General features: G+C 64.5%; 21 protein-coding genes and 1 pseudogene. 19 read left to right on the forward strand and 3 right to left on the reverse strand.

Annotation, left to right across the window (positions count from 1 at the left end; translation table 11 throughout):
- Window positions 1–31: 31 nt before the first annotated feature.
- Window positions 32–1,000, reverse strand: coding sequence for an aldose 1-epimerase (locus BLQ92_RS01180; RefSeq protein ID WP_090680732.1), 969 nt, complete (start codon window positions 998–1,000; stop codon window positions 32–34).
- Window positions 1,001–1,296: 296 nt separating this feature from the next.
- Between BLQ92_RS01180 and BLQ92_RS01185 the strand changes: the two genes are divergently transcribed.
- From BLQ92_RS01185 to BLQ92_RS01215, 6 genes are all read left to right on the forward strand, one after another.
- Window positions 1,297–2,349: a LacI family DNA-binding transcriptional regulator gene (locus BLQ92_RS01185; RefSeq protein ID WP_090680735.1), complete on the forward strand. Its 1,053-nt coding sequence runs from the start codon at window positions 1,297–1,299 to the stop codon at window positions 2,347–2,349.
- 115 nt (window positions 2,350–2,464) lie between these two features.
- Entirely contained in the window at window positions 2,465–3,487 is a 1,023-nt protein-coding gene (locus BLQ92_RS01190) for an ABC transporter substrate-binding protein (RefSeq protein WP_090680738.1), read from the forward strand.
- A 319-nt stretch (window positions 3,488–3,806) separates the two neighbouring features.
- Entirely contained in the window at window positions 3,807–5,432 is a 1,626-nt protein-coding gene (locus tag BLQ92_RS01195) for a sugar ABC transporter ATP-binding protein (RefSeq protein ID WP_090680741.1), read from the forward strand.
- Entirely contained in the window at window positions 5,422–6,456 is a 1,035-nt protein-coding gene (locus BLQ92_RS01200; RefSeq protein WP_244106025.1) for an ABC transporter permease, read from the forward strand. Before BLQ92_RS01195 ends, BLQ92_RS01200 begins: the two co-directional genes overlap by 11 nt.
- Before the next feature lie 58 nt (window positions 6,457–6,514).
- Window positions 6,515–7,474 carry an ABC transporter permease gene (locus tag BLQ92_RS01205; protein ID WP_090680743.1) on the forward strand — a complete coding sequence of 320 codons (960 nt, stop codon included), beginning with the start codon at window positions 6,515–6,517 and terminating at the stop codon, window positions 7,472–7,474.
- A 497-nt stretch (window positions 7,475–7,971) separates the two neighbouring features.
- Entirely contained in the window at window positions 7,972–8,742 is a 771-nt protein-coding gene (locus BLQ92_RS01215; protein WP_090680748.1) for a ferredoxin--NADP reductase, read from the forward strand.
- A 176-nt stretch (window positions 8,743–8,918) separates the two neighbouring features.
- Here BLQ92_RS01215 and BLQ92_RS01220 read toward each other — a convergent pair whose 3' ends face one another.
- Window positions 8,919–10,769 (reverse strand): acyl-CoA dehydrogenase, encoded by a 1,851-nt coding sequence (locus BLQ92_RS01220; protein WP_090680751.1) that lies wholly within the window; start codon window positions 10,767–10,769, stop codon window positions 8,919–8,921.
- A gap of 587 nt (window positions 10,770–11,356) precedes the next feature.
- On the opposite strand from BLQ92_RS01220, the gene BLQ92_RS01225 reads away from it, so the two are divergent.
- The 12 genes and pseudogenes from BLQ92_RS01225 (at window position 11,357) to BLQ92_RS01280 (ending at window position 23,346) form a co-directional block, all read left to right on the forward strand.
- Entirely contained in the window at window positions 11,357–12,271 is a 915-nt protein-coding gene (locus tag BLQ92_RS01225; protein ID WP_090680753.1) for a sensor histidine kinase, read from the forward strand.
- Window positions 12,272–12,281: 10 nt separating this feature from the next.
- Window positions 12,282–12,938 (forward strand): response regulator transcription factor RqpR, encoded by a 657-nt coding sequence (gene rqpR, locus BLQ92_RS01230; protein WP_090680756.1) that lies wholly within the window; start codon window positions 12,282–12,284, stop codon window positions 12,936–12,938.
- A 293-nt stretch (window positions 12,939–13,231) separates the two neighbouring features.
- A complete protein-coding gene (gene bcaP, locus BLQ92_RS01235) occupies window positions 13,232–14,671 on the forward strand; it encodes a branched-chain amino acid transporter BcaP (protein WP_090680759.1) in 1,440 nt (479 codons plus the stop codon).
- Between the two features lie 281 nt (window positions 14,672–14,952).
- Window positions 14,953–15,459, forward strand: a complete 507-nt coding sequence (locus BLQ92_RS01240) for a (2Fe-2S)-binding protein (RefSeq protein WP_090680763.1) — start codon at window positions 14,953–14,955, stop codon at window positions 15,457–15,459.
- 10 nt (window positions 15,460–15,469) lie between these two features.
- Window positions 15,470–17,851, forward strand: coding sequence for a xanthine dehydrogenase family protein molybdopterin-binding subunit (locus tag BLQ92_RS01245; RefSeq protein WP_090680765.1), 2,382 nt, complete (start codon window positions 15,470–15,472; stop codon window positions 17,849–17,851).
- Window positions 17,852–17,866: 15 nt separating this feature from the next.
- Window positions 17,867–18,664 carry an FAD binding domain-containing protein gene (locus BLQ92_RS01250; protein WP_090680767.1) on the forward strand — a complete coding sequence of 266 codons (798 nt, stop codon included), beginning with the start codon at window positions 17,867–17,869 and terminating at the stop codon, window positions 18,662–18,664.
- A 28-nt stretch (window positions 18,665–18,692) separates the two neighbouring features.
- The gene (locus BLQ92_RS01255) at window positions 18,693–19,589 is read left to right on the forward strand and encodes an AAA family ATPase (protein ID WP_090680769.1); all 897 of its coding nucleotides are present in this window, start codon (window positions 18,693–18,695) and stop codon (window positions 19,587–19,589) included.
- Window positions 19,586–20,869, forward strand: a complete 1,284-nt coding sequence (locus BLQ92_RS01260) for a vWA domain-containing protein (protein ID WP_244106024.1) — start codon at window positions 19,586–19,588, stop codon at window positions 20,867–20,869. Before BLQ92_RS01255 ends, BLQ92_RS01260 begins: the two co-directional genes overlap by 4 nt.
- The gene (locus BLQ92_RS01265) at window positions 20,860–21,435 is read left to right on the forward strand and encodes an SRPBCC family protein (RefSeq protein WP_090680771.1); all 576 of its coding nucleotides are present in this window, start codon (window positions 20,860–20,862) and stop codon (window positions 21,433–21,435) included. The genes BLQ92_RS01260 and BLQ92_RS01265 overlap by 10 nt, the downstream gene beginning before the upstream one ends.
- Window positions 21,408–22,433 carry an XdhC family protein gene (locus BLQ92_RS01270; RefSeq protein WP_090680774.1) on the forward strand — a complete coding sequence of 342 codons (1,026 nt, stop codon included), beginning with the start codon at window positions 21,408–21,410 and terminating at the stop codon, window positions 22,431–22,433. The genes BLQ92_RS01265 and BLQ92_RS01270 overlap by 28 nt, the downstream gene beginning before the upstream one ends.
- A 222-nt stretch (window positions 22,434–22,655) precedes the next feature.
- Window positions 22,656–22,961: pseudogene (locus tag BLQ92_RS01275) on the forward strand (type II toxin-antitoxin system RelE/ParE family toxin); the annotation flags it as partial.
- Window positions 22,962–23,013: 52 nt separating this feature from the next.
- Window positions 23,014–23,346, forward strand: coding sequence for a helix-turn-helix domain-containing protein (locus BLQ92_RS01280; protein WP_090680776.1), 333 nt, complete (start codon window positions 23,014–23,016; stop codon window positions 23,344–23,346).
- Window positions 23,347–23,409: 63 nt separating this feature from the next.
- Here BLQ92_RS01280 and BLQ92_RS01285 read toward each other — a convergent pair whose 3' ends face one another.
- The gene (locus BLQ92_RS01285) at window positions 23,410–24,150 is read right to left on the reverse strand and encodes a PepSY-associated TM helix domain-containing protein (RefSeq protein WP_175771995.1); all 741 of its coding nucleotides are present in this window, start codon (window positions 24,148–24,150) and stop codon (window positions 23,410–23,412) included.
- A gap of 240 nt (window positions 24,151–24,390) precedes the next feature.
- On the opposite strand from BLQ92_RS01285, the gene BLQ92_RS01290 reads away from it, so the two are divergent.
- Window positions 24,391–26,301 carry a DUF3857 domain-containing transglutaminase family protein gene (locus tag BLQ92_RS01290; protein ID WP_090680779.1) on the forward strand — a complete coding sequence of 637 codons (1,911 nt, stop codon included), beginning with the start codon at window positions 24,391–24,393 and terminating at the stop codon, window positions 26,299–26,301.
- The last annotated feature ends 28 nt before the right edge of the window (window positions 26,302–26,329 follow it).

Here is a 26,329-nt window from a genome sequence, read left to right on the forward strand (position 1 = left end):
GCAGCGCCGCAGCCCCGGCTGCTAACTCTCCCTACCCCCGCTGCGGCGTCCAGTTGACGCTCGCAGTCATCTCTTCATCCGGCATCAGCACGCAACCGCCGACATGCTCGCGCGGGTCGCTGGCGTTGAAGCAATCGGTGGTGTTGGTGACCGGCTCGACGCACAGCAGCGCTTGCGCGGCCGGCGCGAACACCACCAGATGATCGAACGGCGCTTGCGCCGTCAACGTCAGTTGCCGGCCTTCGTCGGGCCAGGCAATCGTCGCGCTGCGCGACCAGCCGGCAAAGTTGTTGTCGAGATCGAACGCGTCGGCGGACATGCCTTCGCGTAATGCATCGACCGCCGGGTGCGGACCAAGGTGGGTCGGCAGCACCTCGCCGTCGGCGTGCCACATGCCCTGCACCTGGGCGTGGACGCGCGTATGTTCGGTACGCGGATAATACGGGTGATGCCCCATGCCGAACGGCATCGGCTGCTCGGCCAGATTGTGTGCAGACAAGCTCACCCGCAGCGTATCCCCCGCCAATTCGATGCGTTGCAGCGCACGATAGCGAAACGGCCAGTCGCCCGGCGCCTGCGGATCGGGCACATGCTCGAAGTGCAGTTCGACCGAACTCGCCGTGCGCGCACCGACACGCCATGCGCGCCGCCAGGCGTGGCCGTGCAGCGCGTGGGCGAAGCGGTTGCCGTCGCCGGCCAGATCGACGGTGCGGCCCGCGAACACAAAGCGCGCGTCGCGGATGCGGTTGCAATACGGTAGCAGCGGAAAACTTGCCATGCGCAGCGGATCGCGTTCGTCGAGCGCGGCCTGGGTGGCCGGCCGCAACCAGTGCACCGGTCCGGCCGCGGCGAGTTCGTAATACGCCGCAAGCGAACCGCCGACGTGCGGCGCCACCAGCACGCGCATCGTGCCGCTAGCGAGCCCGATCAGTTCGGGATCGTCGAGCGCGAGCGCCTCTGCTGCGGGCAAGCGAATCGGATTCAAGGAAACATCGCGCATAGTGAAGATCGGAAGGGCCTCGGGCGGAATGCGGCCCACCTCGGCTCACAGGGCCCGCGCGACCGAGAATCGCACGCCGCAAACCCCAGGTCAATATTATTAATAATAATATCTTCACACGATAGGCGATAAAAGGTCTTGTGTGGCATCCCACATGACGGGTTTTTGCGCGTTGCCCGCCAGATATTATTAGTGGTACCGTCAGCAAGATCACGCCCCCCCCCGGCGTTCCTTGCTTTATCCGCCGCTGCCGCGCGGCCCATACAATGAAAAAATCGACCCAACGCCGCCCTACGATGACCGACATCGCCAAGCTCACCGGCGTGTCGCAATCGACGGTCTCACTTGTCCTGAACAATGCGACCGGCGCGAAGTTCTCCGAGACCACCCGCAACAAGGTCCTCAAGGCGGCACACGATCTTGGCTACCGGCTCTCGCCGCGCGAACCGGTTCTCGCCTCCAAGGACGAGCGCAACCTGATCGTCTATCTGGCCGACGAAATCTCGACGAGCCCGCATCCGGTGGTCAACATCGACGGCGCGCGCGACGCCGCCTATGCGAGCGGCAAGATGCTCGCGGTCTACTCGACCCACGGCAACGCGGATATCGAACAGCAGGTGCTCGAGACCACGCTGTCGAACCCGCACGTGTTCGGCGTGATCTACGCGACGGTCTACACGCGCAAGGTGACGCTGCCGGCCGCGCTATCGCGCGTGCCGACGGTGCTGCTCAACTGCTATACGAGCGAGGGCGGGCAATCGTCGGTGGTGCCGGCCGAAGTCGCGGGCGGCCATATCGCCACCGAGTACCTGCTCAACGCCGGCCACCGGCGCATCGGCTACATTAACGGCGAGCCGTGGCAGGACGCTTCGAAAGACCGCCTGAAGGGCTACCGCACCGCGCTTGCCACCGCCGACCTGCCGTTCGCACCCGAACTGGTGCGCGACGGCGACTGGAGCTCGGGCCTCGGCTTCGAACACACGCTCTCGCTGATGCGCGAGCCGCATCCGCCGACCGCGATCTTCTGCGCCAACGACCTGACCGCGCTCGGCGCGATCGAAGCCTTGAAGCAACTCGGCCTGCGAGTGCCCGAGGACATTTCGGTGCTCGGCTACGACGACCAGGAAATTGCCCGTCACACCCATCCGGCGCTCTCCACCGTCGTGCTGCCGAACTACGAGCTGGGCCGCTGGGCGGTCGAAACCTTGCTGCAGGAAGAACAGAACCGCGCGGCCGGTGCGCCGGTGCGGCACCGCATGGTGAAGCTCGACGGCCCGCTCGTCGAACGCGCCTCAGTGAGGGTAATTACCGAGGCAAAACAGCCAGCAACTAATATTATTAGTGATTGACTGATAATAATTCTGGGTGGAATAATCGGCACGTCCGGTCAAACGGCGCGCAGGTGCCAACCGGCAGGAGAAACACTAAAAAGCAAAGACACCTCACCAGGTACTGGAGGAAGACATGGCATCGCTCGAACGGCAATCGCGTGGGCAGCGTCGTCGGCTGACCGCATCCCCGCTGGCGGCATCGCTGGTGGTATTGGCACTCGGTTTTGGCGTCGCAACGGCCCACGCCGACGACGATGCCCTGCCCAAACTGCCCAGCAAGACACCGCTGAAGGTCGGCTTCGCGCAGACCGAAAGCAACAATCCGTGGCGTCTCGCGGAAACCAAAAGCATGAAGGACATCGCCGCGAAGTGCGGCTGGCAACTGGTGATGACCGATGCCAACGGCTCGAACTCGAAGCAGGTCTCGGACATCCAGAACATGATCGCGCAGCACGTCGATCTGCTGGTGTTCCCGCCGCGTGAAGAGAAACCGCTCGCGCCGGTCGTGCTGCAGGCGAAGAAAGCCGGCATTCCGGTGATCCTGGTGGACCGCAACGTCGATCAGTCGGTGGCCGTGGCCGGCCGCGACTACATCACCTTCATCGGCTCTGACTTCATCGACCAGGGCCACCGCGCCGCCGACTGGCTCGTCAAGGCCACCAACGGCAAAGCCAGGATCATCGAACTCGAAGGCACCACCGGCGCCTCCGCGGCCAACGACCGCAAGAAGGGCTTCGACGAAGTGATCGCCAAGCATCCGGACATGCAGATCATCGCCTCGCAGAGCGGCGATTTCGCGCGCGACAAGGGCCGTCAGGTGATGGAGACGCTGCTGCAGGCGCATCCGGACGTGACCGCGGTCTACGCGCATAACGACGAAATGGCCTTGGGCGCAATCGCCGCCATCAAGGCCGCCGGCAAGCAGCCGGGCAAGGACATCCAGATCGTGACGATCGACGGCACCAAGGGCGGCATGGATGCGATCGCCGCCGGCGAACTGGGCGCGAGCGTGCAATCGAGCCCGTTCTTTGGCCCGCTCGCCTGCGATGTGGCGCAGAAATACGCAAAGGGCGAAAAGGTCCCGACCTGGGTGAAGGTGTCGGACCGCTTCTACGACAAGAGCAACGTGCAGCAGAGCATGCAGTACGGCTATTGAGCCAGGAATGCCGGCTCGTGGGTCTGCACGCTTGATGAAGGGTGGTGACTGACGCGGCGTGTCCTCGCGCGCCGCGCAGCAAGTCTCCCGTTGCGGAGGAGGTCACCTCTGGAATGGGGGCATCCCGCAGGACGTCCCCTTTAGGTCTCCGAGGGGGACGAGAAGGGTTCGAAGCGACGCGCCCGTGCCACGACGGGCCGTCGCTTCGCTTTGTCCCGCGGACGACTACCATGGGAAAGTGGCGCGAGCCTGGCCTTGCCACACGAGAGGCCGCTCGGCGGGACGCCGCCTCACAGGACCCAGCAGGAGAAGACACGTGATGCAATCCGGCAGCCCAACGCCACCGCCTCCCAGCGCCGGAGGTTCGCCGCTGCTGAAGATGCAGGACATTCAGATCAGCTTCGGCGGCGTGCCCGCCCTGCGCAACGCCAACCTGAGCGTCGCCGCCGGCGAAGTGCATGCGCTGATCGGCCAGAACGGCGCCGGCAAATCCACCATGATCAAGATCCTCACCGGCGCGTATCGGCGCGGCGGCGGGACGGTGCGTTTCGAAGGTCGCGAGATCGATTTCCGCACGCCGAAGGAAGCGCGCGAAGCGGGCATCAGCACGATCTACCAGGAAATCAATCTGGTGCCATTCCGCTCGGTGGCTGAGAACATTTTTCTGGGCCGCGAGCCGCGCCGCTTCGGCCTGATCGACTGGCGCGCGGTGCAGCAGCGCGCCGCTGCGCTGCTCGAATCGTTCGGCTTGCAGATCGATGTGAAGAAGCCCGTACGCACCTATTCGACCGCGATCCAGCAGATGGTGGCGCTCGCGCGTGCGGTGTCGTCGGACGCGAAGATGGTGATCATGGACGAATCCACCTCGTCGCTCGACGAACGCGAAGTGGAATTGCTGTTCACGGTGGTGAGGAAGCTGCGCGACGATGGCCGTGCGGTGATTTTCGTCTCGCACCGGCTCGATGAACTCTACGCGCTGTGCGACCGCGTCACGGTGATGCGCGACGGCCAGACGGTCGCGCAAAGCACGATGGCGGAGATGGACAAACTGCAACTGGTCACTACGATGCTCGGCCGCACATTGGCCGCCGTCGTGCAGGACGACAGCACCGCGCGCGAAGCGAATCTGGCGCGCCGCGGCGCGCAGGTGATGGCGGCGCACAAGCTCGGCGCCCACCCCAAGGTGAGCGATGTCTCGCTCGAAGTGCACGCGGGCGAGGCAGTGGGACTCGCCGGCCTGCTCGGTTCGGGCCGCACTGAAACGATGCGGCTGATGTTCGGCGCTGATCCGCTCGAGCAAGGCACGCTGTCCGTGGGTGGTGAAACCGTGGCACTGAAATCGCCGCAGGATGCGATTGCGCGCGGCCTCGCTTACCTCACCGAAGATCGCAAAGGCGACGGCATCGTCCCCGAACTGTCGGTGCGCGACAACCTCACACTCGTCTGTCTGCGCACGCTCGCCAAACATGGTGTCGTGGATGTGAAAAAGCAGCAGGTCATCGTGGAGCGTTTTATCGCCTCGCTCGGCATCAAGCTGCGTTCGCCGGATCAGCCGATCCGCGAACTCTCCGGCGGCAACCAGCAAAAGGTGTTGCTCGCGCGCTGGCTCGCGGCCGAGCCGTCGTTGCTGTTGCTCGACGAGCCGACCCGCGGCATCGATGTCGGCGCCAAGGCCGATGTCGCGAAGATCGTGCGCGAACTGCGCGACGGCGGGCTCGCCGTTTTGCTGTCCGCCTCGGAGCTCGAAGAACTCACCGCTGTGGCCGATCGCGCCGTAGTGATTCGCGACGGCCGCACGGTCGCCGAACTGAACGGCGCGCAGATGAGCGAGAGCGCCATCATGGACGCCATCGCATGGGGCGGCGACGGTTCATCGCAGCTAGTCGAAGCCGCCCACTCGGCCCACATTGAAGACGCGCTGGAGGGCGACCGTCATGGCGCTTAAGTCGCTCAAGTCCTTAGGTCATGAAGTCACGCAGCCGCTTGCCGCGCAGCCCACGTTGTCCGCTCAGGATGGCGCAGCGAAGGCGCAAGCGCAGAAGCGGCACCGCATCACGATCCAGCGCGAAGTGATCGTGCTGCTGGCGATGCTGGTGTTCAACCTGCTGTTCACACAGCATTTCTGGTCGCTGCAAACCTTCAACGTCAACCTGACCCAGGTGGTGACGATCGTGATCGTCGGCATCGGCATGACGCTGGTGGTCGCGACCGGCGGCATCGACCTGTCGGTGGGGGCGTCGATGGCGATCTCCGGCGCGCTCGCGCCGATGCTGTTCATGAACATCCCGGGTGCGGGTGGCATTGCCCTCGCCTTCGTGCTGCCGGTCCTCGCCGCGGCCGCCTGCGGCGTGTTCAACGGCCTGCTGGTGACGAAGCTCTCGGTGCAGCCGATTGTCGCCACCCTCGTGCTGTTTATCGCCGGCCGCGGGATTGCCCAGGTCGTGACCGACGGCAGCCTGCAGGCCTTCGACAACCCCGCCTTCCAGTGGATCGCACTCGGCAAGGTGGGCGGCGTGCCGTTCCAGGTGCTGCTGATGTTCGCGCTGGTGGCGTTGTTCGTCTGGGTGGTGCGCAAGACGCTGTTCGGCCAGTACCTGCTCATCACCGGCGGCAACGAGAAGGCCGCCTACCTGTGCGGCGTGCCGACCGCGCGCATCAAGCTGATCGCCTACACGATCTGCGCGGCGCTGGCGGGCCTTGCGGGGCTGATTTCGATTTCGGTGAATTCGTCGTCGGACGCGAACGTGGTTGGGCTGGGCATCGAACTCGATGCGATCGCTGCGGTGGCGGTGGGCGGCACCGCGCTGACGGGCGGCAAGGCATATATCGGCGGCACGCTGATCGGCGCGCTGATCATCCAGTTGCTGCGCTTCACGCTGCTCGCGCACGGGATTCCCGACGCGGCGGCGCTGGTCGTCAAAGCCGCGATCATCGTCGCGGCAGTGTACGTGCAACGGCGCTCGCGCTGACTCGATCCATCACGCTACCCATGCCAAGCACGCTTCCCCAGACCCCGGACTCGACGCGATGAAAAAGAATCTCCCCATCCTTCTCGCGCTCGCCGCACTCGTGGTGCTCGGCCTCGTGCGCTACGACCACTTCGGCTCGGCTTACAACATCAATTCGTTCTGGCGCTACAACTCGATGTTCGCGCTGATCTCGGTCGGCATGGCGTTCGTGATCATCACGGGCGGGATCGATCTGTCGGTGGGCACGGTGGCGGCGCTCGCCAGCGTGGTGGCCGCGCTCACCAGTACCTATGGCGGCTGGGTGGCCGTACTCGCGGGCACCGCGGCGGGCCTCGCGGTCGGCGTGCTGAACGGAATCATCATCACGCGGCTGAAGATCCTGCCTTTCATCACGACGCTCGCCACCAGCCTTGGCGCGCACGGCGTGGCGCTGCTGCTCGGCAAGAACGATGCGGTGTCGATCGCCGCCGATTCGAACTTCGGCAGCTTCGGCCAGGGCGATCTGTTCGGCCTGCCGATCCCAGGTATCGTGGCGGCCGTAGCGGCGCTGGCCGGCTGGCTGGCGCTACGCAGCACGCGCTTCGGCCGCCATTCGCTTGCCATCGGCGGCAGCGAGGAAGCGGCGCGCCTGATGGGGCTCAATGTAGACCGCACGCTGGTGACCGCCTACGCGGTGAGCGGTTTGCTGGCCGGCATGGCGGGCGTGATCCTGGCGTCGCAGTTCGGCGCCGGGCAGCCAAACGAAGGGGTCGGCTGGGAGCTGTTCGCGATCTCCGCCGTGGTGCTGGGCGGCACGTTGCTGACTGGCGGCGAAGGCTCGATTGCGATGACGATTGCCGGCGTACTGCTGCTCGGCCTCGTGTTCAACCTGCTCAACTTCGAAAACGGCCTGGGGTTCATTAGCCTCTCGGCGTACTGGCAGTCGGTGATTCGCGGCGTGTTTCTGCTGCTGGTCATCGTCATGCAGGCTCGTGTGCTCAAGCAGCGCGGACGCAAGCGAACCGCCGTGGCGGGATAAACGGGCCACAGCCTCCGCTACAGCGCCGTTTAAGCCAGTTTCGCGCGGTTTCTATGCGCTTTTTCGTTGTTTTCCGCCCCTTTTGCCAGTCCCGGCAGCAGGGTCAATGCTGCGCTGCGCGACGGGTTTCGGTATCATGCCGAAAATTGTTGTCTGGACGCGCGCCTACCGGCCCGCGATCCGGTCACCGGACGGCGATCGCCCCACGCGAATTTTGCCCATCGCCGTACCGCTGCTGAACCCCGGCAGTACCTCCGTCGCGTGCCGTGCCGACGCCGAAGCCGCAAGTCCGGCAACCGCTTGAGCAGCCTCAACGCCGCGTCGCCACCTTGGGACGCCGAGCGCGGTAAAATAGCGGATTGCGCATCATTTTCCATAAGTAATCGGGCAACCGCGCAGGCATCCACGCGGTTAAGAACGGGGTTAGCGCAGCATCGCCCTTGCCGTGCCGGCCGGCTATTCGTCTGGCCGTCTTTTTTCGCACCATCCAAGAAGCCATGAGCAACCTGAATCAACAAACCGTCCTGAGCGTCCATCACTGGACCGATACGCTGTTCAGCTTCACCTGCACGCGCGACCCGTCGTTTCGCTTCGAAAACGGCCAGTTCACGATGGTGGGCCTCGAGGTCGACGGCAAGCCGCTGATCCGCGCCTACAGTCTCGCGAGCGCGAACTACGAAGAACACCTCGAATTCCTGAGCATCAAGGTCCAGGACGGCCCGCTGACGTCGCGCCTGCAGCATCTGAAGGTGGGCGACCAGGTCCTGATCGGCAAGAAGCCGGTCGGCACGCTGATGGCGGACAACCTGCTGCCGGGCAAGACGCTGTGGCTGCTGTCCACCGGCACGGGCCTCGCGCCGTTCATGTCGATCATCAAAGATCCGGACATCTACGACCGTTACGAGCGCGTGGTGCTCACGCACACCTGCCGTTTCGTCGACGAACTGGCGTACAAGGAATACATCACCGACCACCTGCCGGCGCACGAGCACCTCGGCGAACTGGTCCAGGAAAAGCTGCTGTATTACCCCACCGTCACGCGCGAACCGTTCCAGAACCGCGGCCGGATCACCGAGCTGATCGAAACCGAAAAGCTGTTCGCCGACCTCGGCGTGCCGGGCTTCTCGCTGGAAAACGATCGCGTCATGCTGTGCGGCAGCCCGCACATGCTGCGCGACACGCGCAAGCTGCTCGACGACGCGGGCTTCCAGGAAGGCAGCAATAACTCGCCGGGCCACTACGTCGTCGAAAAGGCGTTCGTCGGCTAAGCAGAGCTTGTGAACCGCCGGTTCGGCGGACGCGGCGCGCTCACCGCCCGGTGGGGCGCTGCCGGCTTGCTCGGGCGGTAACGGCAGATGGCTCGATGAAGAAAACGAGATCGCGTGGTCGCGGCCGGCGTTTTCCATCCGGCGCCTGACAGCAACCGCCTCTCAGCAGACGCCCCTCAGTACCAGGTGTCCTGCATATCCAGTGTGGTGCGGTCCAGCGAGGCCAGCAGGTCCAGTTGCGGACCGGTCTTCGGCAATTCCCAGCGGAAGAAATAGCCGGCTGCGGCCAGCTTGCCCCGATAGAAATCCTCATCCTCAGCGACGGCCTGCGGCAATGCCGCCTGCGCCACCCATGCCTGCTCCAGCCAGATCCACGCGGCCACAATATGGCCAAACGCCTCAAGGTACACGGTCGCATTAGCGAGCGTCAGGCCTAGGTCGCCACTTGACCATACGATGCGAGTGACCTCGGTTAAACGCTTCATCACGGCGGCCAGCGCTTGCGCGTAGCCGACTAGCGCAGCATCGCCGCATTCGGCGGCACGTGCGATGCTCGCGTCCACCCGTGCTGCGAATAGCCGCAAGGCTGCGCCATCTTTCACCACCACCTTGCGGCCCAGCAGGTCGAGCCCCTGAATGCCGTGTGTGCCTTCGTGGATCGGATTGAGGCGATTGTCGCGATAGAACTGCTCGACGTTGTACTCGCGCGTGTAGCCGTAGCCGCCGTGAACCTGAATGGCCAGATTGTTGGCTTCCAGGCACCACTGCGACGGCCAGCTCTTGGCCACGGGCGTGAGGAGATCGAGCAGCAGCGCCATCTGCTCCTGTTCGACAGGATCGGTGAGTGCACGCGCCTGATCGACCAGTTGAGCGCAATACAGGTTCAGCGCCAGGCCACCCTCGACGTAACTCTTCTGCGCCAGCAGCATGCGGCGGATATCGGCATGCTCGACGAGCCGAACCTGTGGCGAGGCGGGATCCTTACCACCAGCGCCGATGGGCCGGCCTTGCGGACGATTGCGCGCGTAGTCCAGCGCATGCAGATAGCCCGTATAGCCGAGCATGGTGGCGCCAAGACCGACGCCAATGCGCGCCTCGTTCATCATGTGGAACATGCAGGCCAGCCCCTGATGCGGTTCGCCCACCAGATAGCCAATTGCACCGGCTTTGCCGCCCGGCGTGTACTTCGTGCCTTCGCCGAAATTGAGCAGGCAGTTGGTGGTGCCGCGATAGCCCATCTTGTGATTCAGGCCGGCCAGCACGACGTCGTTGTGCTCTCCGATCGAACCGTCCGGGTTGACCAGATACTTGGGCACAATGAACAGCGAAATGCCTTTCACACCGGGAATCAGCTTGCCGTCCGGGCCGGGAATCTTGGCGAGCACCAGATGCACGATGTTCTCGGCGAGTTCATGCTCCCCGCCCGAAATCCACATCTTGTTGCCGCGCAGCCGGTATTGCGCGCCTAGCCTCGAATCGCCCTCAAACTCTGCCCGGGTGGCGATATCCGACAGCGACGAGCCCGCCTGCGGCTCGGACAGGCACATGGTGCCGAAGAAGCGGCCCTGCAATTCCGGCAGCACGAACGTGTCGATTTGCGCCGCGCTGCCGTGCGCGAGCAGCAGATTGAGGTTGCCAATGGTGAGGAACGGATAAGCGCTGGTGGCGACGTTCGCGCCTTTGAACCACGCGAAGCCGGCCTTCTCGACCACCAGAGGCAGTTGCATTCCGCCCAGTTCGTAGTCCTGCCCGGCCGCCATCAGGCCGGCGTCGCAGAAGGCCTTCAGCGCGGTTTTGACTTCGGGGATCAGCGTGACCGTTGCGCCGTCGAAGTGCGGCTCGTTCTGGTCGTTCTTCTTGTTGTGCGGAGCGAACAGATCGGTGGCGATCTTCTCGCACGTGTCGAGCGCGGCGTCGAAGGTCTCGCGCGAGTGATCGGCATAGCGCTCGATGCGCGTCAGTTGCTCGACCTTGAGCCACTCGTACAACACGAAATTCAGATCACGGCGGGAAAGAATCAACGACATGGTGTGCCTCTTCGCGGAGTGAGGGGATGAAGCCGGCGCCAGACATGAGCGATGAACCGCGCCCGCCGCCCGCTGCGACTCGATTGCGCAGAGCTTACATAAAATAGAACGATCGTGCTATTAAGGTTTGCGCCAGGAACAGAAGCAGAAACTGCGGGGGTCGGCCGGGTGCGCGGAAAACGTCACGCGAAAAACGTCAATTTGTCGGCAACTGATAGCGGGGTCAAGTTACAAATTCCTCGCGCCCCCTTACCTTCTGTGTCAGCATTTTTCCTACACGCAAAATGCTTGCGAGATGTCAAGCGTTGTTCAAAAAACCCACGCTAACCCTTGTCGCGTCTGCTTCTTTTCTTTTTTTTGGGATATGATCGCGACGCATCGCCGGTTGCTGTCATGCCCCACCAGGGTTACGTCCGATGTGTTACTGAATGTAAATTTCGTTACGCTACAGCGTAGCGATTTGCCCGTTGTGCTGTCGCATGCAACGGGTACATCTAGAGGCCAGAGATTCGCATGCGTTCCCTTGTCTTCGCGCAGTCGTTGCGCGCCCGGTTTGCTGTGTACGCAGCGTCCTAGGCGGGAGAGTCATGGATACGTCGATTGTCGTTCCGATCACCGCGCATGTGCCAGCCTCCATCGCCCGGGACGGGTTCGATGCGCTTAACGCTGCCGATCCAGCACCGGTAGCGGCCTGTGCCTCTGTTCACCTGCACACCCTGCCGACGCACGAAGAAAGCGCCGCCGAGCGCGAAATCGCGCGCCTGCGGGCTCGCGTGCGCGAACTCTCGGCCGAACTCGTGCATGCCCAGGAAGCCGCCTGCCAACGCGTAGCGCGCGAACTGCACGACAGCGTCGGCGCCGAACTGACCGCCACGCGCTTTGCGCTGGCCGGTGTCGAAACCTGGCTGCCCGCCGATGCCCCGCCGCAATGCGCCGCCGCGCTGCAGGTGGCGAGGCGCTCGCTCGATACCGTCTGCGAGGCCACTCGCGACGCGGTCGCCGAACTGCACGCGCCAGCACTCGAAGCCGGCATCGTCGGCGCGCTGTCGCAATGGACCGGCGAGTTCGCCGCGCGCACCCAGTTGCGCACCAGCTTTGTCTGTGCCGCCGACGTGCGGCTCACCCGCCTGCCGGCGGACGCCACGCTGGCGATTTTCCGGGTCGCCCAGGAAGCGCTGAACAATATCGCCAAGCACGCACGCGCCAGCGCGGCGGACGTTCGCATCGAAGCCAGCCGCCGCCACCTGACGCTGGTCGTCAGCGACGACGGCATCGGCCTCGCGCAGCGCGCTCGCAAGCGCCGCGGTCATTTCGGCCTCGCCGGCATGCGCGCCCGCTGCGCTGCGTTCGACGGCTCCGTCAAGATCAGCACGGGCCGTCGCGACGACGCCACGCCAGCGCGCGGCACCACGGTGCGCGCGCGTTTCACCTGGGATGCCATGCTCGGCGACGCCGTGTGCGTCGAGCCTCGCAGCGCCATCGCCCTTCCTCTTTCTTCGTGAGCGTGCCGTCATGAGCCTGCGTATCCTGCTCGCGGACGACCACGCGGTCGTGCGTCAAGGCGTGCGTCAATTGTTGCTGGACCGTGGCGTTGCGCTCGAGGTGGCCGAAGCCGAAACCGGCGCCGAAGTCCTCGCCGCGGTTGCCCAGCATGTCTACGACGTGGTCCTGCTCGACATCTCGCTACCCGACATGAACGGCGTCGAAGTCCTCAAGCGCCTGAAGCGCAAGGCGCCACGCGCAGCGGTGCTGATGTTTTCGATGTATCGCGAAGACCAGTATGCGGTGCGGGCGCTGAAGGCCGGTGCGTCGGGGTATCTGTCGAAAACCGTCGACACCGCGCAGATGATCAGCGCCATCCAGCAGGTCGCGGCGGGCCGCAAGTACGTGAGCCCCGCGATGGCCGAGGCGCTCGCCGATTACGTCTCGTTCGACGGCGAACAGTTGCCGCACGAGAAACTGTCCGACCGCGAATATCAGACCCTTTGCATGCTCGCCTCGGGCAAGCGCCTGACCGACATCGCCAATGCGTTGTCGCTCTCGGTGAAGACGGTGAGCGTGTACCGGACGCGGCTTCTCGAAAAAATGAAGCTGAGCAATAACGCCGAACTCACCTTCTATGTCATGAGCAACCGCCTCGTCGACCTGAATCCGGCCATGGCTGGATAAAGGGGCCGAAGGGGCGCCGCCGCAGGGTGCGGCGCCACGCCGCGCGATTTGTACTTGCCAACGTTTTCAGGCGAATCCCGCCCACCCGTGCCGCTCTCGCGAAAAAGCCTTGCCGCGCGGACCCGTTGACGGCAAGGTCACTGCTCAGCGCCCACCTGTTGCGCATGGTTCGTCCGCCGCATTGCACGCACACCGGCCATCCTGGAAATGCGCCGGGTCGCACATCCGCTAAAATCTCCGGTTTTCCTGACATTCGGCGCGCAAGACGCGTGCACTACTGGAGACCCACGCCAATGTCCTTGTTTCGCAAGAAAAGCGTCGAGCACATGCTCGCAGCCAGCACCCAAAGCGGCGGCTTGAAGAAGACCCTCGGCGCACTTGACCTCACTTTCCTCGGTGTCGGCGCCATCATCGGCACCGGCATTTTCGTCTTGACCGGCACCGGCGCCGTACAAGCCGGTCCAGCACTCATGTTGTCGTTCATCGTCGCGGCGATTGCCTGCGGCTTCGCGGCCCTCGCTTATGCCGAATTCGCCTCGACCATTCCCGTCGCCGGCTCGATCTACACCTATTCGTACGCCACGCTCGGCGAGCTCGCCGCGTGGATCATCGGCTGGGACCTGATGCTCGAATACGGGCTCGCCACCTCGGCCGTGTCGGTCGGCTGGTCGGGCTATCTGCAGTCGCTGCTGTCGGGCTTCGGCATTTCGCTGCCAGTCGCGCTGTCGGCCGCGCCCGGCGCGCTGCCCGGTCACATGACCCTCTTCAATCTGCCCGCCTTCCTCGTGATGATGGCGATCACCGCGCTGCTGTCTGTCGGCATCCGCGAATCCGCGCGGATCAACAACATCATGGTGGCGATCAAGGTCACGGTCGTGCTGCTGGTGATCGCGGTCGGCGTGTTCCACGTCACGCCCGCCAACTGGCATCCGTTCATGCCGAACGGCTGGAACGGCGTGTTCGGCGCGGCAGCGGTGATGTTCTTTGCGTTTATCGGCTTCGATTCCGTTTCGTCCGCGGCCGAAGAGGTGAAGAATCCGAAGCGTGATCTGCCGATCGGCATCATCGCCTCGCTCGGCGTGTGCGCCGTCCTGTATGTCGCGGTCGCGGCGGTCGTCACGGGTATCGTGCCGTCGGCGCAGTTCGCCAATATCTCGCACCCGGTGTCCTACGCGCTGCAGGTGGCCGGCCAGAAATGGGTGGCAGGCTTTATCGATCTGGGCGCCGTGCTCGGCATGCTGACCGTGATTCTGGTGATGGCCTACGGCCAGACCCGCGTGATGTTCGCGATGTCGCGCGACGGGCTGCTGCCCGCCAGGCTGTCGCGCGTGCATCCGCGTTTTGCGACGCCGTTCTTCACCACGTGGCTGGTCGGTATTGTGTTCGGCCTGATCGGCGCACTGGTGCCGCTCAACGTGCTCGCTGAGCTGATCAATATCGGCACGCTGGCGGCGTTTTCGATGGTCTCGATCGCCGTGCTGGTCCTGCGCAAGACCCATCCGGAACTGCCGCGCGCCTTCCGCTGCCCCGGCGTGCCAGTCGTGCCGGTGCTCGCCGTCGCGTCGTGCCTGTTCCTGATGGTGAACCTGAAGTTCGTCACCTGGGTCGCCTTCGTGATCTGGCTGCTGATCGGCATGGCGATCTATTTCGGCTACTCGCGCCGCCACTCGAAACTCGGCCACGCAGTGCAGCATTCGGCCACCGTTCGCAGCAGCACGGAACAATCCTTCTGAGAGAACTGAACGCCGCCCAGCGGCGCTCATCGTCCCTCACTCTCCTGAAAACGGCACGCCTGCTCACGCGGCGTGCCGTTTTTTATGTCTCGCAGCCGTGCCCTGCGCACCGTGCCAGCCAGCGGACGATTTCCCCCCATAGCAGCCCTGGCCGATTTGTGCTTTACTTTTCGGTGGAACCATAAAAACACAGCACCAGCCGAAGCGAGCCCTCATAGCAGGCAGGCGGAAGGTAGTGAAGATGGGCCCGCGCCGGTCTCGATCCCCGAAGGAGACAGTTCATGGCGATCAGCATCAGTCTGACGGTGAACGGCGCGCCCGTTACCGCCCAAATCGAACCTCACACCCTGCTTGTCCAGTTCCTGCGCGATCAACTCCGGCTCACCGGCACCCATATCGGTTGCGACACCGCCCAGTGCGGCGCCTGCACCGTTCATCTGAACGGACGCGCGATTAAATCGTGCAACATCCTCGCCGTGCAGGCTGAAGGCACGGAAATCACCACCATCGAAGGGCTCGCCAAAGACGGCGAACTGCATCCCATGCAGGCTGCGTTTCGCGCCTGCCACGGCCTGCAGTGCGGCTTCTGCACGCCGGGCATGGTGATGAGTGCGACCTCGCTGGCGCAACGCCAGCCCGATCTCACCGAAGCAGATGTACGCGCCCAGCTCGACGGCAACCTGTGCCGCTGTACGGGCTATCACAACATCGTCAAGGCCGTGCTCGAAGGCGCTGCCGGCATGAAGTCCGGCACCGCCGCTCTGGCGACCGACAAAGTCACCGCCTAAGGAGCCGACGATGAACGCACCCGACCCGCATCCGCTGATTGGCGCTTCCGTGCAGCGCAAGGAAGACTACCGGTTCCTGACCGGCAATGGTCAGTACACCGACGATGTCGTGCTGCCCCAGCAAACCTATGCCGTGTTCCTGCGCTCGCCGTACGCGCACGCGCGGATCAAGAGCATCGATACGGCCGCGGCGAAAAAGTCGCCCGGCGTCGTAGCGATTTTCACCGGCGCGGACATGGCTGCCGATAGCGTCGGCGGCCTGCCCTGCGGCTGGCTGATCCATAGCGTCGACGGCAAGCCGATGAACGAGCCGCCGCATCCGGTGATCGCGCATACCAAGGCACGCCATGTCGGCGACCAGGTGGCGCTGGTGATCGCCGATTCGGTGAAAGCCGCGAAAGACGCAGCCGAACTGATCGACGTGGATTACGACGTGCTGCCCGCTGTGGTGGATACGGCGCATGCGGCGGATGCCGGCCAGCCCGCTGTGCATGACGAAGTGCCGGACAACGTCTGCTACACATGGGGCCACGGCGACAAGGCCGCGACCGACGCCGCTTTCGCCAAAGCCGCACACGTGACGACGCTCGATATCGTCAACAACCGTCTGATCCCCAACGCGATCGAACCGCGTGCGGTCAACGCGAGCTATTCGCCGCAGGACGAGAGTTACACGGTGTATGTGGCGAACCAGAATCCGCACGTCGAGCGGCTGCTGATGGCGGCCTTCGTGCTGTCGCTGCCGGAATCGAAGCTGCGCGTGATTGCACCGGACGTCGGCGGCGGCTTTGGCTCGAAGATCTTTCTGTATGCCGAAGATGTCGCACTCACCTGGGCGTCGAAGAAAATCCGCCGGCCGGTGAAGTGGACGGCCGAACGTTCGGAGGCCTTCGTATCCGACGCACACGGCCGCGACCACGTGACGAAAGCCGAACTGGCGCTGGACGCCGATGGCAAATTCCTCGCCATGCGCGTGCATACCACCGCCAACATGGGCGCGTATCTCTCGACCTTCGCCTCGAGCGTGCCGACCATCCTCTACGCGACCCTGCTGGCGGGACAGTATGCGACGCCTGCGATCTATGCCGAGGTGAAGGCGGTCTTCACCAACACAGTCCCCGTGGATGCCTATCGCGGCGCCGGGCGGCCTGAAGCCACCTACGTGGTCGAGCGGCTGGTCGAAACCGCAGCGCGCGAGATGAAGATCGATCCGGCGGAAATTCGCCGCCGCAACTTCATTCGCTCGTTCCCGTACGCGACGCCGGTGGGTCTCACCTACGACACCGGCGATTACGAAACCACCCTCGCCCGCGCACTGGAGCTCGCCGACGTGAAGGGCTTCGCGGCCCGCAAGCAGGCCTCGGAGCAAAACGGCAAGCTACGCGGACTCGGCTACTCGTGCTACATCGAAGCCTGCGGACTCGCACCGTCGAATATCGCGGGCGCGCTCGGCGCACGGGCGGGCCTGTTCGAAGCGGGTGAAGTGCGCGTGCATCCGACCGGTTCGGTAACGGTCTTCACCGGCTCGCATAGCCACGGTCAAGGGCATGAAACGACCTTTGCCCAGGTCGTTGCAGACCGGCTTGGGATTCCTATCAGCAATGTCGAAATCGTGCACGGCGACACCGGGCGCATTCCGTTCGGCATGGGTACGTACGGTTCGCGTTCCATCGCAGTGGGCGGTTCCGCGATCATGAAGGCGCTCGACAAGATCGAAGCGAAAGCCAAGAAGATCGCCGCGCATCTGCTGGAAGCGTCGGCAGACGATATCGAGTTCAAGGATGGCGTGTTCCGCGTCGCCGGCACGGACAGAACCAAGGCCTTCGCCGATATCTCGCTCGCCGCCTACGTGCCGCACAACTATCCGCTCGACAAGCTCGAACCGGGCCTGGACGAAAGCGCGTTCTACGACCCGACCAACTTCACCTATCCGGCCGGCGCCTATATCTGCGAAGTGGAAGTGGACCCGGATACCGGCGAATCCCGCATCCAGCAGTTCACCGCCGTCGACGATTTCGGCAACGTGATCAATCCGATGATCGTCGAGGGCCAGGTACATGGGGGGCTTGGTCAAGGCATCGGCCAGGCGATGCTCGAACGCTGCGTGTACGACAACGACAGCGGCCAGTTGCTGACCGGCTCGTATATGGACTACGCCATGCCGCGCGCTTCCGACCTGCCGAGCTTCACGGTGGAAACCGCCAAGGGCACGCCGTGCACGCACAATCCGCTCGGCGTGAAGGGCTGCGGCGAAGCGGGAGCGATCGGCTCACCGCCAGCGGTGATCAACGCGATTCTCGACGCCCTCGCGCCACTCGGCGTGAAGGATCTGCAAATGCCCGCTACGCCGCATCGCGTGTGGTCCGCGATCCGCGCCGCGCAGCAACCCTGAACGGAGCAAGCCGATATGTACGCATTCGACTATCAACGCGCGGCCGATCCGAAAGCGGCGGTCGCAGCGCTCGCCGGCGACAGCGACGCCAAATTCCTCGCCGGTGGCCAGAGCCTGCTGCCGACGATGCGCTTGCGTCTTGCGCAGCCCTCCAAACTGATCGACATCACGCGCATCGCTGCGCTCAAGGAGATTCGCGTCGACGCCAACACGGTGACAGTCGGCGCCGCGGTTTGCCACGCGGATGTCGCCGAGCATGCCGACATCCGCCGGGTCTTGCCCGGCCTTGCGGCGCTGGCGGGCGGAATTGGCGATCGCCAGGTGCGCGCGCTCGGCACGATCGGCGGGTCGCTGGCAAACAACGACCCGGCCGCCTGCTACCCGGCGGCGGCGCTGGCGTTGGGCGCGACGATCGTGACGGACCGGCGCCGCATCGCCGCCGACGACTTCTTTGTCGGCATGTACGAGACCGCGCTCGCGCCGGACGAACTGATCACCGCCGTCGAGTTTCCCGTGGCCGAGCGCAGCGCCTACGAGAAGTTCAGCAATCCGGCTTCGCACTTTGCGCTGGTCGGAGTGTTTGTCGCGAAACACGCGGACGGAGTGCGGGTCGCGGTGACGGGTGCAGGGGCCTCGGTATTTCGTGCGACGGGGCTGGAGCACGCACTGACGGCGGACTTCACGCCGGCGGCGGCGCGTGCGGTGACGGTCCCGGCGGATGAGCTGAACACCGACATGCACGCGAGCGCCGAGTACCGGGCGCATCTGATTCCGGTGCTGGCAGCACGGGCGGTGGCGACCGCGAACGGTTAGTGCGAGGTCGCACGGCTTCAGGAGAATCATGCAGCCCGCTTCAATCGACGACACGCTCGCCCAACTCGCCGCCCAGGACTACTTCGCCAGCCGCGAGCTGGCGACTGCGCTGTTCCTCGCCTTGCGCATGGAACGGCCGCTGTTCGTCGAAGGCGAGCCGGGGGTCGGCAAGACCGAACTGGCCAAGGCCGCCGCCGGCATGCTCGGCACCTCGATGCTGCGGCTGCAGTGCTACGAGGGACTCGACACCGCCAGCGCGCTCTACGAGTGGGACTACCCGCGCCAGATCATGGCGCTCCGGCTTGCGGAGGCCGCCGGCGAGCGGCCCGGCAACGACACGCTGTATCGCAGCGAGTTTCTGCTCAAGCGTCCGCTGCTGCAGGCGCTGATGCCCGACGAGCAGCATCCCGGCGCGCGCCGCGTGCTGCTGATCGACGAGATCGACCGCGCCGACGAACCGTTCGAAGCGTTTCTGCTCGAACTGCTGTCGGACTTCCAGGTGTCGATTCCCGAATACGGTACCGTGCGCGCGGAGCAGCCGCCGCTCGTCGTGATGACCTCGAACCGCACACGCGAAGTGCACGACGCGTTGAAGCGGCGTTGTCTGTATCAATGGATCGGCTATCCTGAGCGCGACCGCGAGCTGGCGATTGTCGCGGCGCGCGCGCCGCAAACCAGCGCGGACCTGCAACGGCGTGCGGTCGACTTCGTGCATCGGTTGCGCGGCATGGATCTGTTCAAGGCGCCGGGGATTGCGGAAACCATCGACTGGTGCCGGGCGCTGGCCGCATTGAGCGTCACCGAGCTCGATCCGCAATCGGTGCAGGACACGCTCGGCGTGCTGCTCAAGTATCAGGACGATCTAGCGCGGATCGACGCTGCGCAGATTGCGCAGTGCCTGGCTGCGTCCGGGTCAGCGCAATGAACAGGATTCCCGATGACAGTCTGCAAGCCAAGGGCTCGGGCGTCAATGCTACTTCACCGCCCACGCTCGCCCACAACGTCGTCCACTTCGTCCGCGTGCTGCGCGGCGCGGGCCTTCCGATGTCGCCGGCGCAGGCGGTCGACGCCCTCTCGGCCTTGCACTGGATCGACCTCGGACGCCGCGACGACGTCCGCGCCGCACTCGCGGCCCTGCTCGTCTCCGCGCCCGACGAACGCGAGATCTTCAACGCCGCCTTCGACCTGTTCTGGCGGGATCCCGACTGGGAGGGCAAGCTGCGCGCGCTGCTGTTGCCGAAGGTCCGCAACGGCCTGCCGCCGCCGAAACGCAACAACCGCCTCGCCGATGCGCTGGCGGCGCGCCCGCCCGCCTCTCGCAATGCTCACGCCGCCCCCGAAACCGAACACCACGAACTGCACGCGCACGTCACCTTCAGCGCCGAGGAGCGTCTGCGCCACCGCGACTTCGACACGCTCAGCGCCGACGAATGGCGCACGCTGCGTCACGTAATCCGCGGCCAGCGCCTGCCGCTCGCCACCGAACCGACCCGGCGCCTGAAGGCCGCCTCGCGCGGCACCCACGCGGACCTGCGCGCCAGCGCCCGGCACGCGGTGCGCTCGGGCGGCGACTGGACTGTTTGGAAGTACCGCGCCGTGATCGAGCGCAAGCCGCCGCTCGTACTGCTGCTCGACATCTCCGGCTCAATGAGTGCGTACTCGCGCGCCGTGCTGTATTTCTGCCACGCCTTGTTGCAGTCGCGCGAACGGCTGCAGGTCTTCCTGTTCGGCACGCGCCTCACCAACGCGACGCGCGCGCTACGCGAGCGCGACCCCGACGTGGCGATCGCCACACTCACCGATCAGGTCGTGGACTGGTCGGGCGGCACGCGCATCGGCGCGGCGCTCGCGGAGTTCAACCGGCGCTGGGCACGCCGCGTGCTGACCGGCAGGGCAACCGTGCTGCTCGTTACAGACGGCCTCGATCACGAGGCCATCGACGTGCTCGACACCGAGATGGCCCGTCTGCGCCGCTTCGCCCACCGCATCGTCTGGCTAAACCCGCTGTTGCGGTACAGCGGCTTCTCACCGAAAGCCCGTGGTGTGCAAGCGATCCTGCCCTATGTCGATGCACACCGCCCAGTTCATAATCTCGATAGTCTGGCTGCATTTGGCCGCGACCTGGCGCAACTGACGCGCGACCCTCGCACCACGCCCACCGCTGCATCGCCCCGCCGCCGAGAAGGAGCCCCCCGATGGAACTGACCGAAAGCTACACGCTACCCGTCTCTCAGCAACGCACGTGGGAAGCATTGAACGACACCGAGATCCTGCGCGCATCGATTCCCGGCTGCGAGAGCATCGAGGCGGAGGGCGAGAACGCGTTCGCGCTCTCGATGAGCGCGGCGGTCGGTCCCGTGAAGGCCCGCTTCAAAGGGCGTATGCTGCTGACCGATATCAATGCGCCGCAGAGCTACACCATCGTCTTCGAGGGTCAAGGCGGGGTGGCCGGCTTCGGCACGGGCAACGCACGCGTCACGCTCGAACCGGAAGGCGCCGACGCCACCAGACTGACCTACACGGCGAGTGCGCAGGTAGGCGGCAAGCTGGCGCAAATCGGCTCGCGGCTTGTCGACGGCGCGGCGCGCAAACTGGCCGGTGAATTTTTCAAGCGCTTCAACGCGCAGGTGACCGGTGAGGGCGAGGCAGCGGCCGGCGCCGAAGCCGCGGTACCGGCCGAAACAGTCTCAACCGAGGGTGCGGATCGCGAATCCGGCGCCACTCAAACGAAAGGAAAGAAATCATGGACAGCGTGGATCTCGAAGTCCTGAAGTCCAGCGCACGCTGGATCGAGCAGGGACATCGCGCGCTACTGGTGACGGTAGTCAAGACGTGGGGCTCGTCGCCGCGCCCCGAAGGCGCCATGCTCGCCGTGCGCGACGACGGCCTCGTGGTCGGATCGGTCTCGGGCGGCTGCATCGAAGACGATCTGATCGAACGGGTACGGCAACGCGGCATCGAGCAGAGCGTGCCGGAAGCGGTCAAGTACGGCATCTCGGCCGAGGAAGCGCATCGCTTCGGCCTGCCCTGCGGCGGCACGATCCAGTTGGTGCTCGAGCCGCTCAGCAAGCAAAGCGGTATCGCCGAGCTGTGCGACGCGGTCGAAGACGGCCGCCTGATCGCACGGCGTGTGGATATGGTAACGGGCGCGGTGCAACTCGGCCCCGCCCTCGCCACCGACGGCGTCGACTTCGACGGCCAGCGTCTCCTGACCATCCACGGCCCGCGCTACCGGATGCTCGTGATTGGCGCGGGGCAGTTGTCGCGCTATCTCTGCCATATCGCGGTCGGCCTCGACTACCAGGTGACGGTCTGCGATCCACGCGAAGAGTACACCGACGAATGGGACGTGCCCGGCACGAAGATCGTGCGCACGATGCCAGACGACACGGTGCTCGAGATGAAGCTCGACGAACGCTGCGCGGTGATTGCGCTGACGCACGATCCGAAGCTCGATGACCTCGCGCTCATGGAGGCTTTGAAGACGCCGGCGTTCTACGTGGGCGCGCTGGGCTCACGGCGCAATAACGCGGCGCGGCGCGAACGGCTCAAGGAGTTCGATCTGAACGATGCCGAACTGGCGCGGCTGCATGGGCCGGTGGGGATTTATATCGGCAGCCGGACGCCGCCGGAGATCGCCGTGTCGATTCTGGCCGAGGTGACGGCGGCGAAGAACGGCGTTTCCTTGCCGACCTTGCTGCAGGTCGAAGGCGCAAAGGCGGCGCGGGAGATTGCCGCAAGCGGCGGGGCCGCTTGTAGCGTTTCGTGATTTTGTTTGCGTGGTTCGCATTCCTCTCGAACGTTAGCCATTCGGCTGACTGGTAACACGTCCCCAAATCCCTAGCATGGCCTCATGGACGGCTACGTCAGTAGCCGTCCGCATGGATTCCTCGCGCGAGGCGCTATGAAGCTGCCTGTGGCCTCAGCGTCTCACGCGCACGACACCGAAATTATTCCTTTGACGGAATATTCATTTGAGGCTATATTTACTATGAGTTGGGACATCGAGTACACGGATCTTTTCGGTGCGTGGTGGGAAGGTTTGACGTTGCCGGAACGAGAATCTGTCAACGTAGCCGTTAGATTGCTTGCACATGAAGGGCCGTTTTTGCGTCACCCGTATTGCAGCGGGATCAAGGGCTCGCGGTACAGCCACATGCGCGAATTACGAATCCAGCATGCTAGCCGTCCGTACCGCGTGCTCTATGCATTCGACCCGCGTCGCACCGCCTTCCTGCTGCTAGGTGGCGACAAGACAGGAGACGACCGCTGGTATGCAAAGAATGTCCCACGCGCTGATGCGTTATATCGCGCGCATCTCACAACTTTAGATATTAAAGGAGCAAGTGATGGCGAAAAAATTTTCCGAGTTGGAAGCGAAGATGCCCCCCGAAGCGCGAGCCCGAGTAGACAAGAGGGTCAACGAAATACTGGCGGAATTCGCACTCGCCGACCTGCGCCGTGCGCTTGGCTTTTCGCAGGAAGAACTTGCTGGCTTGCTAGATGTGAAGCAACCAAGTATCGCCAAACTCGAGCAACGAACGGACATGTATATCTCCACGCTGCGTGAGCATATTCACGCATTGGGCGGGGAACTGGTTCTGATAGCGCGTTTCCCCGACCGCGACGTGAAGATCAGCCCGTTGGGCGCACCGCGTCCTGCGCGGAGCACGGCAGCCTGAAGCAGCGCCGTCAGGTCTGGTGGTGAAGCGGGTCCCGCACTGCACGCCCCACGCACGCCGGCCTCACATCAACCCGCACGCCACCGCTGCCACAACGCACCCCAGCACCAGCACAACACCCACGGTGCGGCGCTTGTTGAGTTCGGTCCACAACAGCACGCCCGTCAGCGAGAGCAGGATCATGCCGCCGGCTAGCGTATCGATCAGCAGCACCCAGCCGAGGCTCATCCCCACGCCGCGGTGCAGATTGTTCAGTGTGGTGAGAAACGAGTTGTGGGTCCGCTTGACCGACACATAGCCATTGCCCACCCAATACTCGGCCTGCACATTCTGTGTAGTCCCGAAGATACCAACCTGCCAGAACTCGGGCTGCATGGCGCGGCGATCGCCCCACTCAACCGGATGCGCGGGCTCACGGCGCGCCTTGCCCGGCTTGCCGTCGATCTTCAGTTCGCCCTTGAGCCACTGCGCCATCTCGAGCGGCGACGAGAGCTTCTGCTGCGGCAGCGGCACGAGGATCTGTTCGACCTGCGGCTCGCCGGTTGGAACCTTCAACGGTCCGGCCCGGTGATTCAGCATGAAGCCGGTCACGCCGAACAGCAGCCCTAGCGATGCGCCCCATAAGCCGACCCAGCCGTGCACCTTGCGCAACCACTTGATGAAATTCGCCCGCCGCGAGCGCTGGCGCCGCGCGGCCTGTTCGGCATCGTCCAGTAATGATGTGGGGGCGCTCGCTTGCGCGCGCGTACGTGCTGTCCCGGCGTGTCCGGTGGGGTTCAATTCCATCGATTCGGGCGCGTTCACATCGAGCTCCAGGCCGGCAAGACTGACACAGTAAAAGACCTTTCAAATGATAATGAATATCATTATATATTTATGTGACATCCTCAATCGCGGCTGCCGGGGGCGGCGCTAACCGGAGCGCGCCGGTTAGTGCACGGTTAGTGCGCCACCCGCTTGACAAGCGACTTCTGCAAACCGACCCTAAGCGATGCAAGCCGAAGCAAGCCCGTCAACGTATCCGTTCGGACACCTGAGCCCGCCATGCGCCCCTTCTCATTCGCCCGGATTGCGACGGCCAGTTGGCTCGTGAGCGCCTGTGCCGCCAGCGCGAGCATCGGCGTCAAACCGGACGACCCGTACACCAACGAAGGCGAAACGCAGACGTATACCGTCAATGCCGATGGCTCGTACGCCAAGCTCGACAGCATGACGCTACACGTCAACAACGAGGCCGGCGTGGCGCGGGTGGCGCAGCAATACATCTGGTTCAACCGCAATATGGCGGATGTCCAGATTATCGAGGCCTATACGACAGGCGCCGACGGCGTGCGTCACGATGTCCAGCCCGAGCAGATCCGCGACGTGCAGGAAGCCCGCTCGTTCGATGCGCCGATGTTCCAGGACATCCAGGAAAAGGTGATCGTCTTTCCCGCGGTCGAACCGGGTTCGCGCGTTCATCTGACGTATCGCAAAACGCAGAAGGTGCCGATCGTCGCCGGCGAGTTCAGCGACTTCACGCCGCCCGATCTGGCGCCGACTCACAACTTCCGCCTGATCTACGACCTGCCGGCAGACAAACCGCTTTACGCCGACGCACGTGGCTTCACCGCCAAGGCGCCGGTCACCTCCGCGGGCCGCACGCGTTATGAATTCCGCTACGACCGGGCTCATTTCAGCCGCCTGGAGCATGGCTCGGTGGCGTATGTGTCGTACGGCGACCGGTTGATGGTGTCCACCTTCGCCAGCTACGGCGCGTTCGCCGCGACGTATCGCGCGTCGTCCGCCGATCCGAGCGCGCATGACGCCGCACTGGTTCAGCTCGCGCGCTCGGTCACGGCGCATGAAACCGCGCCGCGCGCCAAAGCCAAGGCGCTGTACGACTGGGTCCGGCGCAATGTGCGCTATGTCGCCATCAATGTCGGACGCGGCGCCGTGGTGCCGCACCCGGCCAGCGCAATCCTCGCGGACCGCTACGGCGACTGCAAGGATCACGTCGCGCTATACGGCGCATTGCTCGATGCTGTGGGGATCCGCAACGAGGCCGCACTGATCAGCAGCGGCACGATCTATACGTTGCCGAGCGTGCCGGGCTACGGCGTCATCAATCACGTGATCACCTGGCTGCCCGACTTGCAGATGTATGCGGACTCGACCGCGTCGAATGTCGAATTCGGTTTCCTGCCGTCGACCGACATGGACCGGCCCGCCCTCCTCGTCAACGAGGGCAAGCTGGCGCAGACACCCGCGACCGCGGAGATGGCGCATCACACCGATCTGTCGATCACCGTCGCAGCGGACGGCTCGGCGAGTTTCGTCTATCAGTTGGAGGCTTCCGGCTGGTCAGCCGAACAGGGTCGCGCGACGCTGCGCATGCAGACGCCGGCGCAGCGCGAAGAATCGATCCAGGCCGAGCTGCGCAGCGCCAACCTGAACGGCACGGCTACGCTCACGACGAGCGACCTCACCGCCACCGGGGGTCCGTTGACCATTACGATGAAGGGCACAGTAGAAAGCCTGGTGGTGCCGGGGACAGCGGCCTCTATTCCGGCATTGACGAGCTTTGCCGGCGGTTTCAGCGCCGATGCGCAGTACTGGTTGGGCGAACGTCAGCGCACCCAGCCGTTCGTATGCCGCAACCTCGAACTACATGAGCACGCGAGTATTTCGCTGCCACCCAATTTCCGCGTGCTCGATATGCCCGAGGCCACCCAGGCGCAGGACCGCTTCATCGATTACCACTCGCAGTACCACTTCGATCCGCTCACCAATGTCGTGACGATGACGCGCGACGGCCGCACCCACTTCGACAGCGAGGTCTGCACGCCCGACGACTTCGTGCAGATGCGCCCCGCGATCGAAGCAGTCGAGCGAGACGTACGGGCGGAGGTGATCGTCAAATCGACGCTGGTCGAGCCCTCACACGTCGCGGCGTTCTCACCGTTCGCGCCGTGATAAGCCACTGTGATAACCCGCCGTTATA

The sequence above is a fragment of the Paraburkholderia phenazinium genome (genome assembly GCF_900100735.1).
GTDB lineage: Bacteria > Pseudomonadota > Gammaproteobacteria > Burkholderiales > Burkholderiaceae > Paraburkholderia > Paraburkholderia phenazinia.

Coding starts and splice junctions, on each gene's coding strand:
- BLQ92_RS01180 (WP_090680732.1), bottom strand. CDS start 1,000: ATGCGCGATGTTTCCTTGAATCCGATTCGCTTGCCCGCAGCAGAGGCG.
- BLQ92_RS01185 (WP_090680735.1), top strand. CDS start 1,297: ATGACCGACATCGCCAAGCTCACCGGCGTGTCGCAATCGACGGTCTCA.
- BLQ92_RS01190 (WP_090680738.1), top strand. CDS start 2,465: ATGGCATCGCTCGAACGGCAATCGCGTGGGCAGCGTCGTCGGCTGACC.
- BLQ92_RS01195 (WP_090680741.1), top strand. CDS start 3,807: ATGCAATCCGGCAGCCCAACGCCACCGCCTCCCAGCGCCGGAGGTTCG.
- BLQ92_RS01200 (WP_244106025.1), top strand. CDS start 5,422: ATGGCGCTTAAGTCGCTCAAGTCCTTAGGTCATGAAGTCACGCAGCCG.
- BLQ92_RS01205 (WP_090680743.1), top strand. CDS start 6,515: ATGAAAAAGAATCTCCCCATCCTTCTCGCGCTCGCCGCACTCGTGGTG.
- BLQ92_RS01215 (WP_090680748.1), top strand. CDS start 7,972: ATGAGCAACCTGAATCAACAAACCGTCCTGAGCGTCCATCACTGGACC.
- BLQ92_RS01220 (WP_090680751.1), bottom strand. CDS start 10,769: ATGTCGTTGATTCTTTCCCGCCGTGATCTGAATTTCGTGTTGTACGAG.
- BLQ92_RS01225 (WP_090680753.1), top strand. CDS start 11,357: ATGGATACGTCGATTGTCGTTCCGATCACCGCGCATGTGCCAGCCTCC.
- rqpR (WP_090680756.1), top strand. CDS start 12,282: ATGAGCCTGCGTATCCTGCTCGCGGACGACCACGCGGTCGTGCGTCAA.
- bcaP (WP_090680759.1), top strand. CDS start 13,232: ATGTCCTTGTTTCGCAAGAAAAGCGTCGAGCACATGCTCGCAGCCAGC.
- BLQ92_RS01240 (WP_090680763.1), top strand. CDS start 14,953: ATGGCGATCAGCATCAGTCTGACGGTGAACGGCGCGCCCGTTACCGCC.
- BLQ92_RS01245 (WP_090680765.1), top strand. CDS start 15,470: ATGAACGCACCCGACCCGCATCCGCTGATTGGCGCTTCCGTGCAGCGC.
- BLQ92_RS01250 (WP_090680767.1), top strand. CDS start 17,867: ATGTACGCATTCGACTATCAACGCGCGGCCGATCCGAAAGCGGCGGTC.
- BLQ92_RS01255 (WP_090680769.1), top strand. CDS start 18,693: ATGCAGCCCGCTTCAATCGACGACACGCTCGCCCAACTCGCCGCCCAG.
- BLQ92_RS01260 (WP_244106024.1), top strand. CDS start 19,586: ATGAACAGGATTCCCGATGACAGTCTGCAAGCCAAGGGCTCGGGCGTC.
- BLQ92_RS01265 (WP_090680771.1), top strand. CDS start 20,860: ATGGAACTGACCGAAAGCTACACGCTACCCGTCTCTCAGCAACGCACG.
- BLQ92_RS01270 (WP_090680774.1), top strand. CDS start 21,408: ATGGACAGCGTGGATCTCGAAGTCCTGAAGTCCAGCGCACGCTGGATC.
- BLQ92_RS01280 (WP_090680776.1), top strand. CDS start 23,014: ATGGCGAAAAAATTTTCCGAGTTGGAAGCGAAGATGCCCCCCGAAGCG.
- BLQ92_RS01290 (WP_090680779.1), top strand. CDS start 24,391: ATGCGCCCCTTCTCATTCGCCCGGATTGCGACGGCCAGTTGGCTCGTG.